This window comes from Methylorubrum sp. GM97, assembly GCF_024347855.1.
Taxonomy (GTDB): Bacteria; Pseudomonadota; Alphaproteobacteria; order Rhizobiales; family Beijerinckiaceae; genus Methylobacterium; species Methylobacterium extorquens.
In genome coordinates, this window is record NZ_AP025942.1 from 618,088 (window position 1) to 630,624 (window position 12,537).

Annotated in this window: 16 protein-coding genes; 14 read left to right on the top strand and 2 right to left on the bottom strand. The window is 70.2% G+C overall.

The window, feature by feature from the left end; translation table 11 throughout:
* Positions 1–28: 28 nt before the first annotated feature.
* From flgK to MSPGM_RS03035, 14 genes are all read left to right on the top strand, one after another.
* Complete coding sequence (flgK, locus tag MSPGM_RS02970; protein ID WP_012752122.1) at positions 29–1,492, top strand: flagellar hook-associated protein FlgK; 1,464 nt, start codon at positions 29–31, stop codon at positions 1,490–1,492.
* A 10-nt stretch (positions 1,493–1,502) separates the two neighbouring features.
* On the top strand, positions 1,503–2,552 hold the full coding sequence (locus tag MSPGM_RS02975) for a flagellar hook-associated family protein (protein ID WP_261926150.1): 1,050 nt from the start codon (positions 1,503–1,505) through the stop codon (positions 2,550–2,552).
* Between the two features lie 40 nt (positions 2,553–2,592).
* A complete protein-coding gene (gene flaF, locus MSPGM_RS02980) occupies positions 2,593–2,943 on the top strand; it encodes a flagellar biosynthesis regulator FlaF (RefSeq protein ID WP_003604052.1) in 351 nt (116 codons plus the stop codon).
* A gap of 46 nt (positions 2,944–2,989) precedes the next feature.
* Positions 2,990–3,475 carry a flagellar biosynthesis repressor FlbT gene (gene flbT / locus MSPGM_RS02985; RefSeq protein WP_410007710.1) on the top strand — a complete coding sequence of 162 codons (486 nt, stop codon included), beginning with the start codon at positions 2,990–2,992 and terminating at the stop codon, positions 3,473–3,475.
* Between the two features lie 6 nt (positions 3,476–3,481).
* Positions 3,482–3,889, top strand: coding sequence for a flagellar hook assembly protein FlgD (gene flgD, locus MSPGM_RS02990; protein WP_003604056.1), 408 nt, complete (start codon positions 3,482–3,484; stop codon positions 3,887–3,889).
* Between the two features lie 130 nt (positions 3,890–4,019).
* Positions 4,020–4,286 (top strand): flagellar biosynthetic protein FliQ, encoded by a 267-nt coding sequence (locus MSPGM_RS02995; protein WP_003604057.1) that lies wholly within the window; start codon positions 4,020–4,022, stop codon positions 4,284–4,286.
* A gap of 330 nt (positions 4,287–4,616) precedes the next feature.
* Complete coding sequence (gene flhA / locus MSPGM_RS03000; RefSeq protein ID WP_012252434.1) at positions 4,617–6,698, top strand: flagellar biosynthesis protein FlhA; 2,082 nt, start codon at positions 4,617–4,619, stop codon at positions 6,696–6,698.
* Positions 6,695–7,465, top strand: a complete 771-nt coding sequence (fliR, locus tag MSPGM_RS03005; RefSeq protein ID WP_003604059.1) for a flagellar biosynthesis protein FliR — start codon at positions 6,695–6,697, stop codon at positions 7,463–7,465. The genes flhA and fliR overlap by 4 nt, the downstream gene beginning before the upstream one ends.
* A gap of 5 nt (positions 7,466–7,470) precedes the next feature.
* Entirely contained in the window at positions 7,471–7,881 is a 411-nt protein-coding gene (locus MSPGM_RS03010; protein WP_003604060.1) for a hypothetical protein, read from the top strand.
* 75 nt (positions 7,882–7,956) lie between these two features.
* Positions 7,957–8,427 (top strand): rod-binding protein, encoded by a 471-nt coding sequence (locus tag MSPGM_RS03015; protein WP_003604061.1) that lies wholly within the window; start codon positions 7,957–7,959, stop codon positions 8,425–8,427.
* Between the two features lie 5 nt (positions 8,428–8,432).
* Complete coding sequence (locus MSPGM_RS03020; RefSeq protein ID WP_003604062.1) at positions 8,433–8,765, top strand: hypothetical protein; 333 nt, start codon at positions 8,433–8,435, stop codon at positions 8,763–8,765.
* Between the two features lie 3 nt (positions 8,766–8,768).
* Entirely contained in the window at positions 8,769–9,215 is a 447-nt protein-coding gene (locus MSPGM_RS03025; protein ID WP_003604063.1) for a hypothetical protein, read from the top strand.
* A 95-nt stretch (positions 9,216–9,310) separates the two neighbouring features.
* Complete coding sequence (locus MSPGM_RS03030) at positions 9,311–10,204, top strand: dihydrodipicolinate synthase family protein (RefSeq protein WP_003604064.1); 894 nt, start codon at positions 9,311–9,313, stop codon at positions 10,202–10,204.
* Positions 10,205–10,305: 101 nt separating this feature from the next.
* Entirely contained in the window at positions 10,306–11,292 is a 987-nt protein-coding gene (locus tag MSPGM_RS03035; protein ID WP_003604065.1) for a DUF2336 domain-containing protein, read from the top strand.
* A gap of 15 nt (positions 11,293–11,307) precedes the next feature.
* Here the strand turns inward: MSPGM_RS03035 and MSPGM_RS03040 are convergent, their stop codons facing one another.
* Together MSPGM_RS03040 and MSPGM_RS03045 are read right to left on the bottom strand one after the other, a co-directional pair.
* A complete protein-coding gene (locus MSPGM_RS03040) occupies positions 11,308–11,649 on the bottom strand; it encodes a DUF1491 family protein (RefSeq protein ID WP_043707766.1) in 342 nt (113 codons plus the stop codon).
* Between the two features lie 95 nt (positions 11,650–11,744).
* Positions 11,745–12,497, bottom strand: a complete 753-nt coding sequence (locus MSPGM_RS03045) for a peptidoglycan-binding domain-containing protein (RefSeq protein WP_012752123.1) — start codon at positions 12,495–12,497, stop codon at positions 11,745–11,747.
* Positions 12,498–12,537 lie beyond the last annotated feature (40 nt).

Below are 12,537 nucleotides of genomic sequence, written 5' to 3' on the forward strand. Positions count from 1 at the left end.
TCTCGTATCGCGTCCCAGGAAACGACCGATGGGTCTCACCCTCGCGCTCAACACCGCGCGCGCCTCGCTGCTCGCGAACTCGAACCAGATCGCCGTCTCCGCGCGCAACGTCGCGGGCGCGAACGATCCCGGCTATTCGCGCAAGATCGCGACGCTGGTCGCCGGCAGCACGGGCGGCGCCACGGTGACGATCACCCGTGCGGGCGACCCGGCGCTCTATGCCCGCACGCTGAACGCCTCGTCGGACGCCGCCCGCGGCGACGCCCTCCTCACCGGGCTGACGAAGCTTGCGCAGACAGTCGGCGACACCGACGACCCGACCGCGCCGGCCGCGCGCCTCACGACCTTTCAAGCCGCGCTCCAGGCCGCCGCCAACCAGCCCGACAATGCGCAGCTCGCCCGTGACGCGGTCGAGTCGGCCAAGGCTCTGGCAGGAAGCCTGAGCCAAGCGGCGGACGCAATCCACGCCGCACGGGCGGAGGCCGATGCCGGAATCGCCGCGTCGGTGAGCCGCATCAACGACCTTCTCGTTCGGTTCGACGCCGCCAATCGCGCCGTGACCAAGACCACGGCCCTCGGCGGCGACGCCACCGACGCCCTGGACGACCGCGACCGCATCCTGACCGCGCTGTCGCAGGAGATCGGCGTCCACGCGGTGGCCCGCGAGGGCGGCGACATGGCGCTCTATACCGATGGCGGCGTAACCCTGTTCGAGCGCGGCCCCCGCGCGGTCACGTTCTCGGCCACATCCGTCTTTGCCGCGGGCACCGTCGGCGGCGGCGTGCGGATCGACGGCGTGCCGGTGACCGGGGCCACCTCGCCGATGCCGCTCAATTCCGGGCGGATCGCCGGGCTCGTGGCCCTGCGCGACGGTGCGGCGGTCCAGTACGAGGCGCAGCTCGACGCCCTCGCCGGCGGGTTGATCGATGCCTTCGCCGAGAGCGATGCCGTGGGCCTCGACAGCGGTCCGCGGGCCGGCCTGTTCACCGCGGGCGGCAGCGGGATCCTGCCCCCGGCCGCCGGACGCACCGGCCTCGCGGCCTCGATTTCGGTCAACGCGGCGGTCGACCCGGCCCGGGGCGGCTCCGTCGCCCTGCTGCGCAGCGGCGGCATGAACGGTAGCGACTATGCCGATCCCGCGGCGGGCGGCGACGCGGCCTATGCGGGCCGCCTTCGCGGCCTTCTCACGGCGCTGACGGCGGCCCGGCCCGTCGATCCGGCCCTCGGCCTCGGCACCTCCGCCGGCCTGCCCGACCTCGCCACTTCCTCCGCGGGATGGCTCGAAGCGCAGCGCAAGGACGCCTCGACCGAAGCGTCCTACCAGAAGACCCTGCTGACGCGCGCCAACGAGGCGCTCTCGAACGTCGCGGGCGTGAACGGCGACGACGAGACCGCCCTCGCCCTGCAGTTGGAGCGCTCCTACAGCGCCTCGGCCAAGCTGATCTCGGTCGTCAACGACCTCCTCAAGACCCTCCTCGACGCGGTGCGGTGATACGGCCATGATGACGACCGGCTTCATCTCAAGCCTCAACCTCTGGAATTCGCCGCGCACCGGCGTCTCACGGCTCCAGAGCGAACTCGCGAACGCAACCAGGGAGATCGCCACCGGCCGCTTCGCCGATGTCGGCGCGACCCTCGGCGGCGATGTCGCCGGGGCCTTCAGCCTGCGGCGGCAGAGCGCCGTGCTCGCCTCGCTGACTCAGAGCAACGCCGCGGCCACGTCCCGGCTCGCGGCGACGCAGGGTGCGCTCACCGAGATTCGCTCGTCCGCCGACACGACGCTCAACGAACTCACCGCGCTTCCCGCCGATCAACGGGCGAAGACGCTCGTAGACTCCGCGCGCGGCCGCCTCGCGGCGCTGGCGGGCACGCTCAACACCAGCACGAACGGTCAGTTCGTGTTCGCCGGCACGAACAGTGGGGCGGCGCCGCTGACCTCCTACGAGGGCAGCCCGACCTCCGCCGCCAAGACGGCGGTCGATAAGCTCTTCACGGACTTCTTCGGCTTCGCGCCCGGCTCTGCGGCGGCATCCACCATCACCCCGAACCAACTCGAGGGCTTCATCGACGGGCCGCTCGCCGGCCTGTTCACCGAGGTGAACTGGAACCGGACATGGTCGGGCGCGTCGAGCCGCACCCTCGACAGCCAGATCTCCCTCACCGAGACCGTCACCACCTCGGTGAGTGCCAACGCCGAACCGTTCCGCAAGCTCGGCATGGCCTACGTCATCGCCTCGGGGCTCGGTCTGTCCGGCCTTTCGCAGGAGGCGCAGAACGTGGCCACCGGTAAGGTCATGGACATCCTGGGCCAAGTCAGCGGCAGCCTCACGACGATGCAGGCCGATCTCGGCCGCGCCCAGAGCCAAATCACGGAAGCGAACGCGCGCATGTCCAAGCAGACCGCGCTGCTGACCGGACAGATCCGCGATCTGGAGAATGTCGATCCGGCCGAAGCCAAGAGCCGGGTCGATGCCATCACGACCCAGATGCAGATGTCCTACGGGCTGACCGCGCAGTTGCGCAGCCTCAGCCTGATCAACTTCATCTCCTGAACGCCCGCCTGTTGAAACCGAGTACGGAGCGTCGGCCCCGATGTACCGCCTGTCTTATGCCGAGATCATGGAAGACGCGCCCGACCTCGGTCGCGAGCGCGAGCGCGACGCCTTCGACCGGGCGCTCAGCCAGCTCCGCACGGCCGAAGCGCAGGGCGCCGCGGCGGGCCCGGCGCGGAGCGCTGCGGTCGGCTCGATCCAGGATCTCTGGAACGTGCTGATCGCCGACCTGCTCGACCCCGAGAACGCGCTGCCCGAAAGCCTGCGCGCGGACCTCGTCGCCATCGGCCTGTGGAACATGCGCGAGGCCGGCGAAGTGCTGAGCGCACCCGACCGCAGCCTCGCGGCCTTGATCGAGGTGAACACCTCGATCCGCGACGGATTGCAGTAGGGGGCGGGCCATGACGCGCGAAACCGGCCGGGCCGCTGCCCGCACCATGCACCTGAGCCTGAAAGCGGGCGAGCGCGTCTACATCAACGGCGCGGTGGTGCGCGTCGACCGCAAGGTCGCGCTCGAACTGATGAACGACGCGACCTTCCTGCTGGAGGGCCACGTCCTCCAGGCGGAGGAGGCGACGACGCCCCTGCGCCAGCTCTACTTCGCGGCGCAGACCATGCTGATCACCCCGGCCCAGGCCGGCCCGGCCCGGTCGCTCTATGCCCGGATCGAGGAGGGCATCCTCGCCGTGACGACCGAGCCAGCGATCCGGGACGGGCTCGCGGCGGCGCACGCCCTCGTCGAGGCGGGCCGGGCCTTCGAGGCGCTGAAGCTCATCCGCGGCCTCTACGCGACGGAGGCCACCTTGCTCGGCCCGTTGGCTCCTCTCCCCGAGGTGCCGCCCACCGCCCTCGTGCCATCCGCCCGCTCCGGCCAACGCCGCCGGCCGCGGACCCGGCCGGCCCTCTCCTCCGACAAGGCCTGAACTTCCATGGACGTCAGCAGCACCGGCACGACTACCGGCACCACCACCGCCGCGGCGGCGAAGGCGGCGACCTCGGTCGCCTCCAAGATGAACGCCGACACCTTCCTGACGCTGCTGATGGCCCAGCTACAGAATCAGGATCCGACAAAGCCGATGGACTCGACGGAATATGTCGGCCAGCTCGCGACCTTCTCGCAGGTCGAGCAGGCCACTAAGACCAACCAGAAGCTCGATTCGCTGCTCACGTCGAGCTTCCTGAATCAGGCCGATGCGATCATCGGGCGCAGCCTCACCTCGGCGGACGGCCTGACCTCCGGCACGGTGCAGTCGGTGCGGGTCACCGGCGACGGCGTGATGGCCAAGCTCACCGACGGCCGCGAGATGCTGCTCGCCTCCGGCATCTCGATCAGCTAGCGCATCGTCCCGAAAGGGTGACCGCCGGCTTTCGGAACAAGATGATGCAAGGACAGGAGCCGAGCGCATCGTCCCGAAAGCTGGGTCCCGGCTTTCGGACGACAACGATGCGCCATCCAAAGCCCAACTCATGAACGAGGTCGACGCCCTCGAACTCGTCCGCTCCGCGATCTGGACGGTGATCGTCGCCGCCGGGCCCTCCGTCGGCGCGGCGATGCTGGTCGGCATCGCGGTCGCCCTGCTTCAGGCGCTGACGCAGATCCAGGAGGTGACGCTCACCTTCGTCCCGAAGATCGTCGCGATCCTGCTGGTGATGCTGGTGACCGGCACCTTCGTCGGCGCGCAGATCTACGCGTTTGCCGAGATGACCTACGGCCGGATCGCGACCGGGTTCTGAAGCCCCGCCTCCGGCGCGACGGCGGGAGAACGGTTGGGACCGGGCGGAGGAAGCTGTCGAGACTTGACCGCCCGGTCCCGCGCGAAGGCCTCGACCTTGGGAAGGACAAAAGCTTCGACGGAGAAGACCTTAACACCAAGCGCGGGCCACGGCAGCACCCGATTCGACGCCCAGCCATGCGACGGGTGACGGCAGGCTTCGAGAGTCACGGTTAAGAGCCTCTGCCGACGCCTCTTCCGCCCCCTCTCGTGCCCTTGCCCGCGGGCACCCATCCCCGCGCAAGCTTGCCGCGCCACAACCGCCTCGACCTTGAGGGAATCGGTTCACGTCATGGCGGTGAGCGAAGCGCTCGTCCTGGAAAAGCGGTCGCGGCGCGACTTCGGCTTCGCGGCCGGCATCGTCGCGATCCTCGCAGTGCTGTTCCTGCCGGTTCCGGCGGTGCTGATCGATGTCGGCCTCGCCTTCTCGATCGCGCTCTCGGTGCTGATCCTGATGGTGGCGCTCTGGATTCAGAAGCCGCTCGAATTCTCGGCCTTCCCCACCGTGCTGCTGATCGCGACGCTGCTGCGGCTGGCGCTCGGCATCGCCACGACGCGGCTGATCCTGGCCAACGGCCAGAAGGGCGTGGACGCCGCCGGCCACGTCATCCAGGGCTTCTCGCAATTCGTGATGAGCGGCGATTTCGTCATCGGAATCGTCGTCTTCATGATCCTCATCACGGTCAACTTCCTCGTCATCACCAAGGGTGCGACCCGTATCGCCGAGGTGGGCGCCCGCTTCACCCTCGACGCCATCCCCGGCAAGCAGATGGCGATCGACGCCGATCTCAATGCGGGGCTGATCGACGACAAGGAGGCGCAGCGCCGCCGCCGGGAGCTGGAAGAGGAATCGGCCTTCTTCGGCTCGATGGACGGCGCCTCGAAATTCGTGCGCGGCGAGGCGGTGGCCTCGCTCATCGTCATCGCCGTCAACGTGTTCGGCGGCGTCATCATCGGCACCACCCGCCACGGCATGCCGCTCGGCCAAGCTGCCGACGTCTTCGTCAAGCTGTCGGTCGGCGACGGCCTCGTCTCGCAGATCCCGGCGCTGATCGTCTCGCTCGCCGCCGGCCTTCTCGTCTCCAAGGGTGGCACCCGCGGCGCGACCGAGGAAGCCGTGCTCGGCCAGCTCAGCGCCTATCCGCGCGCGCTGATCGTCGCCGCCGCGCTGATGCTGATGTTCGCCATCGTCCCCGGCCTGCCGTTCCTGCCCTTCGTCACGCTCGCGGGCCTGATGGGCTTCGTGGCGATCACCATCCCGAGGCGCCGGGCGTCCCGGGCCGCCGCCGCGGCAGCCCAGGTGAAGCGCGAGGAGGAGAGCAAGCAGGCCGAGACCAAGGAATCGGTCAAGGAGCAGCTGCGCACCCCGGAGATCGAGCTGTGCCTCGGCCGTCAGGTCGCGGCCCAGATCCAGGGCAACCACGCCGAGCTGCACCACCGCGTCGCCAAGATGCGCCGCAAGTTCGCGCGCCAGTACGGCTTCGTCGTGCCCGACATCAAGCTCACCGACAGCCTCAACCTGCCGCCCAAGACCTACCAGATTCGCATTCACGGCACGGTGGCCGCGACCCAGGAGATGCGGCCGGGCGAGCTGCTCGTCGTCGTCGGCGACGGGCCGCGCCCCGACGTGCCGTCCGAGGAAGTCCGCGAGCCCGCCTTCGGCATGAAGGCCCTGTGGGTCGTCGACGCCTATGCCGGCGAGATCCGCCGCTCCGGCTTCGAGGCGATCGACGGCGCCTCCGTCCTGCTCACCCACCTCTCCGAGGTGATCCGCAACAACCTGCCCCAGTTCCTGTCCTACAAGGACATGCGGGCGCTGCTCGACCGGCTCGACCCGGAATACAAGCGGCTGATCGACGAGATCTGCCCCTCGCAGATCTCGCATTCCGGCCTGCAGGCGGTGCTGAAGCTGCTGCTCTCCGAGCGCGTCTCGATCCGCAACCTGCACCTGATCCTGGAGGCGGTGGCCGAGATCAGCCCGCATGCCCGCCGCGCCGAGCAGATCGCCGAGCACGTCCGGATGCGCGTCGCGCAGCAAATCTGCGGCGATCTCGCCGAGGACGGGGTGCTGCACGTCCTGCGGCTCGGCGCCAACTGGGATCTCACCTTCCACCAGAGCCTGAAGCGCGACGCCAAGGGCGAGGTCATCGAGTTCGACATCGACCCGCGCCTCGTAGAGCAGTTCGGCACCGAGGCCGGCGAGGCGATCCGCGAGCGGATGCGGCAGGTCCACGGCTTCGCCCTCGTCACCGCCCCCGACGCCCGGCCCTATGTGCGGATGATCATCGAGCGCATCTTCCCGACCCTGCCCGTGCTCTCGCATCTGGAAATCGCCCGCGGCGTCGAGCTGAAATCGCTGGGCACCATCTCGTGAGTCCGGGCTTCGGCAGCCTGTTCGGCGGAGAGGCCTTCCTCGGCGTCTTCCTGATCTTCTGCCGGATCGGCGGCTGCCTCCTGATCGTGCCCGGCTTCTCCAGCCCGCGCGTGCCGGCGCAGGTGCGGCTTCTCATCGCCGGCGGCGTGTCGCTCGCCGTCACGCCGCTCCTGCTGCCGCTGTTCCAGACCAAGCTCTTGGGTCAGGCGCCGACCGAAACGCTGACCTGGATCGCCAGCGAGACGGTGACGGGGCTGCTCATCGGCCTGCTCGGACGCATCTTCGTCTTCGTGCTGGAAACCGTGATGAACGCGGTCTCGACCATGGTCGGCTTCGGCTCGATGCCGGGCACGCCGGTCGAGGGGACCGACGCGATCCCCGCGGTCGAATCGCTGATCGTCTTCACCGCGGTCGCGCTGATGTTCGCGGCCGACCTGCATTGGGAGCTGTTCCGCGGCCTCGTGGATTCCTACGGCCGCATCCCGCCCGGCGAGGGCTTCGGGACGCAGACCGCGCTGGTGCGCATCGCCGACCAGATCGCCGAGGCCTTCACCCTCGCCCTGCGGATTGCGGCCCCCTTCATCATCTACGCGGTGGCGGTGAACCTCGCGGCGGGCTTCGTGAACAAGCTCACGCCGACGATCCCGGTCTACTTCGTCGCCACGCCCTTCGTGATGTTCGGTGCACTGCTGCTGCTCTACACGCTCTCCAGCGAGTTCATGACGCAGTTCCTGTCCGGCTACGTCGCCTGGCTGCGCAAAGGCTGAGTGCCATGTCCGCCGCCGACATCGCCAAGCGCCTGAAGCGCGCCGAGCGGCTCACCGCCGTGCAGGAGCAGATGCGCCGCGCCGCCGAGTGGCAGCTCGCCGAGACCCGGCGCAATGCCGAGGCGGTCGAGGCGGACCGGGCGGCTTTGCTCGCCGCGGTCGGGTCCTCGGCCCACGGCCACCTGTTCCTGGAGGCCGCCAACCGCCGTCTGCGCGGGCTCGCCGCGCGGGCGACCGAACTCGAACGCATCGCCGCGTCCCAGGCGGACGAGGTGCGCGAGCAGGGCCTTGCGCAGAAACGTGCGGAGCTGAGCGCCGAGCGGATCGAGACGTTGCTCGACCGGGAGCGCGACCGGCTCGATGCGATGGAGCGGCTCGACGGCCTCGCCCAGCGCCGCGACGCAAGCCTCCCGTAAGCCAGCGGATCTACACTCCGCTCCATCCTCAGCGGCGCGCGCCCGGTTCGCGCCGCATCAAGGTTTGACGGCACGATGAGCATCACCCCCCCTTCCGACATCGTGATGGACGTGGCGCGCGCCGCCGACCCGGCCCGCTATCAGGAGGCCGCGGCCAAGCTGTCGCAGCCCGGCGACCCGGCCGCCTTCGCCAGCGCCGCCGACGACGCGGCGCGCGAGGTCGGCCTGACCACGCATATGCCGCTCGACGTCCACGGGGCGCTGACGGGCCTGAAGAACGAAACCGCCCGGACCGGTTCCGCCGACCCCTACCGGAAGTTCGAGGGGCAGGTGATCCAGCAATTCGTCGAGGCGATGCTGCCCAAGGCGGAGACCGTCTTCGGCAAGGGCAATGCCGGCGGCATCTGGAAATCGATGCTCGCCGAGCAGCTCGGCCAGCAGATCGCGCAGACCGGCGGCATCGGCATCGCCCGCATGCTGAACGCCGCCCGCCCCGCCGGCACCACGGTCACGCCCACCGGCACCGGCGTCGCGGGCAAGGTCTGAGCGCCATGCTGATCGACTCCCTGAAGCGGTTGGAGGCCACCGTCGAGGCCGAGACCGAGGCGCTCAGTGCCAATGCGGCCCTCGATCTCGACGCGGTCAACCGGGCCAAGAGCCGGAGCCTCCTGGAACTCACCCGCCTCGCCCGCGGCCTCGACGTCGCGACCCTCGACGCCGAGACCGGGATCGTGCTGGCGCGCCTGCGCGACAAGCTGATCCGCAATCAGGAGGCCGTCGCCTTGCATCTGCGGGCGGTGGAGGAGGTCGGCGAGACGTTGCAGGCCAGCCTTCAGGCCGCCGAGTCCGACGGCACCTATTCGGCGCGCCTGGGACGCGACTGATCCATGCGCATCCTCGTCTCGGGTCTGTGGATCTGCGCTGTCACCATCGCCTCCTGCTACGCGGCGGTGACCTTCGGCGGCGGGTTCTTCTCGAAATCGACCGAGCCCTATCTCGAAGGGCTGCAATATCAGAAGCTTGCGCCCATCAACATTCCGATGGTCGCCGAGGGCAAGGTGCAGGGCTACGTCATCGCCGTACTGGTCTTCACGGCCGACGCCAAGCTGATGCACACGCTCCCCGTCGCCCCCAACGCCTTCGTGGTCGATGAGGCCTTCCGCCAGATCTACGGCGACACCACGATCGATTTCCGCAAACTCGCCCGCTACGACATCAACGGCCGGCTGGCCCAGATCCGCGCCAAGGTAAACGAGCGCCTCGGCTCCGACGTGGTGAAGGACGTGCTGGTGGACGAGCTGAATTTTGTGGCCAAGCGCGAGGTGCGCTCCTGATCGCCCCGCTCGCCGTGACCGGTTGAACTGACCGTCGCGTCGAACATGCGGTCGGCGTTGACCGCGTTCCGGCGCCCGCTCATCCTACCGCCGTCATGACCTGCTTCACCGGCCTCTCCGCCTTTCCCATCACCCCGGCCTCCCCCGACGGACGCGTGGATCCGGTGGCGTTGCGCGCCCTCATCGCGCCGCTCGCCGCCGCGGGGGTGGATTCGATCGGGCTGCTCGGCAGCACCGGCACCTACGCCTATCTCTCCCGCACGGAGCGGCGCCGCGCGCTCGATGCGGCTCTTGAGGAAGCCGGCGGCCGGGTGCCGGTCATCGTCGGAATCGGGGCTTTGCGCACCGACGAGGCCGTGGCCCTGGCGCAGGACGCGCGGGCGGCGGGCGCCGCCGCCGGGCTCCTGGCCGCAATCTCCTACACGCCGCTGACCGACGAGGAGGTGTTCGAGCATTTCTCGGCGATCGCCACGGGCAGCGGCCTGCCGATCTGCATCTACGACAATCCCGGCACCACACATTTCCGGTTCACGCCCTCGCTGGTCGGGCGGCTGGCGCAGGTGCCCGGAATCCGCGCGCTCAAGAGCCCGGCGCCGGATTCCGACGCGGTGGCCGGCCAGCTCGACGCCCTGCGCCGGGCGGTGCCGGCCGAGTTTCGGCTCGGCTTCAGCGGCGACTGGAACGCGGCGGAGGCGGTGCTGGCCGGCGGCGAGGCTTGGTACAGCGTCGCGGCCGGGCTGTTTCCGGAACCCTGCCTCGCGATCCTGCGGGCGGCGCGCGCCGGGGAGGCCGCGCGGGCGCGGGCCCTGAACGCGCGGATGCAGCCGCTCTGGGACCTGTTCAAGGAATTCTCCAGCCTGCGGGTCACCTACGCGGCGGCCCATAACCTCGGCCTGTGCCGGACTGATCCGCCCCGGCCGATCCTGCCGCTGTCCGAACCCATCCGGAATCGGGTGGCGGAGGTCGTGGACCGGCTCGCGCTCGCCTGATCCGGCCGCTGCGGGACACTCGCGCTCCCCCGTTCTTAAAGGTCGATTCACGCAGAACTGTTTGACTCACCTTCAGAGTAAGTTCTGCGTAATCGAGTGCCATGCCCCCATCGGTCGCCGGCGCGCCGGACCTGTCCGGCCTCATCGAGCTCTCGCGCGATCCCGCGCTGGACCTGAAACCCGTGATTCTGCGGGTGCAGACCGACTTGTTCCTGGCCGCTCCGGTCCATGACCGGGCGATCCTCAGGGAGTTCGAGTCCCTCGCCGCGGGTCTGATCCCGACGGTGGACGAGGAAACGGCGCGCGTCGTCGCCGAGAAGCTCAAGGGATGCCCCGACGTCCCGGCCGGCGTGCGCGCCGCGCTCGAAGCCCGCGGCTTTCCCGTCGCGCTGCCTCCGGAGCCCGAGACGGAAGCGGAAGCCGACCGGGCGCTCGCCGAGAATCCCGGCGCGCTGATCGGCACCCGCGTGCTGGACCGCCTGCTCGCGCGCGCCCGGACCGACGCGGATCTCGCCCAGATCCTGCTCGGCCGGCCCGACATTCCGCCCGCCGACCTCGCGCCGCTCTGGCTCTATGCCAGTCCGGAGCAGCGCAGCGCGATCACCCAGGCCGTGGAGGCCACCGCCGCCCTGCGCCCCTGCCCGCCGGCCCCCCGCGCGCTCGCGACGAGCCTCGTCGAGCATTCCCATGCCCGCGACGTGCAGGCCTTCATCACCGCGCTTGGTCGCGGGCTCGGCCTGCCGCCGAACTATCTCGGCGCCGCCGTCGATCCGGTCGCCCGCTACGATCTGCTGACGCTTGCACTCCGCGCCGCGGATCTGCGCGAGGGCGAAGCGGTCTTCGTCTTCCTCACCCTCAACGACAGCGTCGCGCGCTCGGTCGATCGGGTGTTCTCCCTGGTCACACTGTTTCGCGAGACCAGCCGGGCCACCGCCCGCGACCTGCTCTGCGCGATCTTCGGCGTGCCCGTGATGGAGCGCGCCGCGGGCGAGCACCAGCCGCTGCACGGCCCCGAAGCCAAGCGCGGCAGCACCGCGGCCGAGCGCCTGCGCACCGTGCTCCCGATGCGCCTGCGCCGGACGAGCTGACGTCGCCTTTGGTAGCTACTCCGCGAGCAGGAGGCCGTGCCGGCCCTCGCGGTCGTCGATCTCGACGATCCAGAGATCGGAATCGAAGCGGATCTCCCGCGCGAGGCGTTCCTCGACATCCGGCGCCGGGACGGCGGTGAGAATCGGCGTGAAACGGCGATCACCCGCGTCATCCGCCTCGATCAGCGCCTGGGGCGCCGGTCCGTAGAGGTCGGCGGTGCCGTCGAGCCGGTCGATCTTGACGAAAATCGCCCCCGCCTCCGCCGAACCGCGGCGGCGCTGCACCGCGGGGATGTTCTCGCCGTTGAGGCGGCGCAGATGCGCGGAGACCCAGAAATCCGAGCGAAGGCGTGGCATGCCCGGTTCATAGGCGCCGATGGCCGCCGCGTCGATGGCGCCGCGTCCCGGCGCCCACCGCGTCATCGACGACGCGGCGTCAGCACCGGCGCGCTTTACCCGCCCGCCTTGGCGGTCATCTCGCGGGTCAGCGCGCGCAGGGTCGGCCCGGCCACCTCGCCCTTCACCGGCATCTTGCGGTCGCGCTCGAACTTCTCGATCGCCGCCTTAGTGCCCGGACCCATCAGGCCGTCATCCTTGAGCGGACCGTAGCCGAGCTTGGTCAGGGCGCGCTGCGCCCGGATCACGGTCGGGTCCGGCTTTGGCCCTTCGGACTTGCCCGCATCCGCCTTCGTCTCAGCCTTTGGCTCATTCGCGGCGGGCTTGGGCGCGGGCTTGCGCTCGGCCCTGGGGGTGACGGAGGCGGTCGTCTCGCCGGAGCGGATCATGTCGGCGATGCTGTCGCGGGCGGGCACCGGCACCTCGCGCACGGGGGCGGGCTTCGGCGCCTCCACCGCGCGCACCTCCCGAACCGGTGCGGCTGCGGGCCGCGCGGCTACGGGCTTCGGCTCGACGGTCGGCAGGATCGGGGCCGGGTGCGGCCCGGCCTGGAGGCCCATGGCGTTGACGCAGACATAGACCGCCGCGCCGACCCCGAGGAACGTCCCGAACACGCCGCCGGGATAGCGCCGGCAGACCTGCCCGGCCCCCGTCGCGGCGGAGAGGAGAGCGGCCTTCCAGCCGGACGCGACGGGCCTGCGCGGGGCCGGCTTGCGGCGCGGCGCGGATTTGGCCGGACCTCGGGCGACGCGCATGTCACCGGGGACGACGATCTCGCGCTGGTCCCGTCTGGCGGGCGGCTCGCGCATCAATTCGCTCCTTTACGTGGGAATGGCGCTTCGTTCGGTC

Coding starts and splice junctions, on each gene's coding strand:
- flgK (WP_012752122.1), top strand. CDS start 29: ATGGGTCTCACCCTCGCGCTCAACACCGCGCGCGCCTCGCTGCTCGCG.
- MSPGM_RS02975 (WP_261926150.1), top strand. CDS start 1,503: ATGACGACCGGCTTCATCTCAAGCCTCAACCTCTGGAATTCGCCGCGC.
- flaF (WP_003604052.1), top strand. CDS start 2,593: ATGTACCGCCTGTCTTATGCCGAGATCATGGAAGACGCGCCCGACCTC.
- flbT (WP_410007710.1), top strand. CDS start 2,990: ATGCACCTGAGCCTGAAAGCGGGCGAGCGCGTCTACATCAACGGCGCG.
- flgD (WP_003604056.1), top strand. CDS start 3,482: ATGGACGTCAGCAGCACCGGCACGACTACCGGCACCACCACCGCCGCG.
- MSPGM_RS02995 (WP_003604057.1), top strand. CDS start 4,020: ATGAACGAGGTCGACGCCCTCGAACTCGTCCGCTCCGCGATCTGGACG.
- flhA (WP_012252434.1), top strand. CDS start 4,617: ATGGCGGTGAGCGAAGCGCTCGTCCTGGAAAAGCGGTCGCGGCGCGAC.
- MSPGM_RS03010 (WP_003604060.1), top strand. CDS start 7,471: ATGTCCGCCGCCGACATCGCCAAGCGCCTGAAGCGCGCCGAGCGGCTC.
- MSPGM_RS03015 (WP_003604061.1), top strand. CDS start 7,957: ATGAGCATCACCCCCCCTTCCGACATCGTGATGGACGTGGCGCGCGCC.
- MSPGM_RS03020 (WP_003604062.1), top strand. CDS start 8,433: ATGCTGATCGACTCCCTGAAGCGGTTGGAGGCCACCGTCGAGGCCGAG.
- MSPGM_RS03025 (WP_003604063.1), top strand. CDS start 8,769: ATGCGCATCCTCGTCTCGGGTCTGTGGATCTGCGCTGTCACCATCGCC.
- MSPGM_RS03030 (WP_003604064.1), top strand. CDS start 9,311: ATGACCTGCTTCACCGGCCTCTCCGCCTTTCCCATCACCCCGGCCTCC.
- MSPGM_RS03035 (WP_003604065.1), top strand. CDS start 10,306: ATGCCCCCATCGGTCGCCGGCGCGCCGGACCTGTCCGGCCTCATCGAG.
- MSPGM_RS03040 (WP_043707766.1), bottom strand. CDS start 11,649: ATGCCACGCCTTCGCTCGGATTTCTGGGTCTCCGCGCATCTGCGCCGC.
- MSPGM_RS03045 (WP_012752123.1), bottom strand. CDS start 12,497: ATGCGCGAGCCGCCCGCCAGACGGGACCAGCGCGAGATCGTCGTCCCC.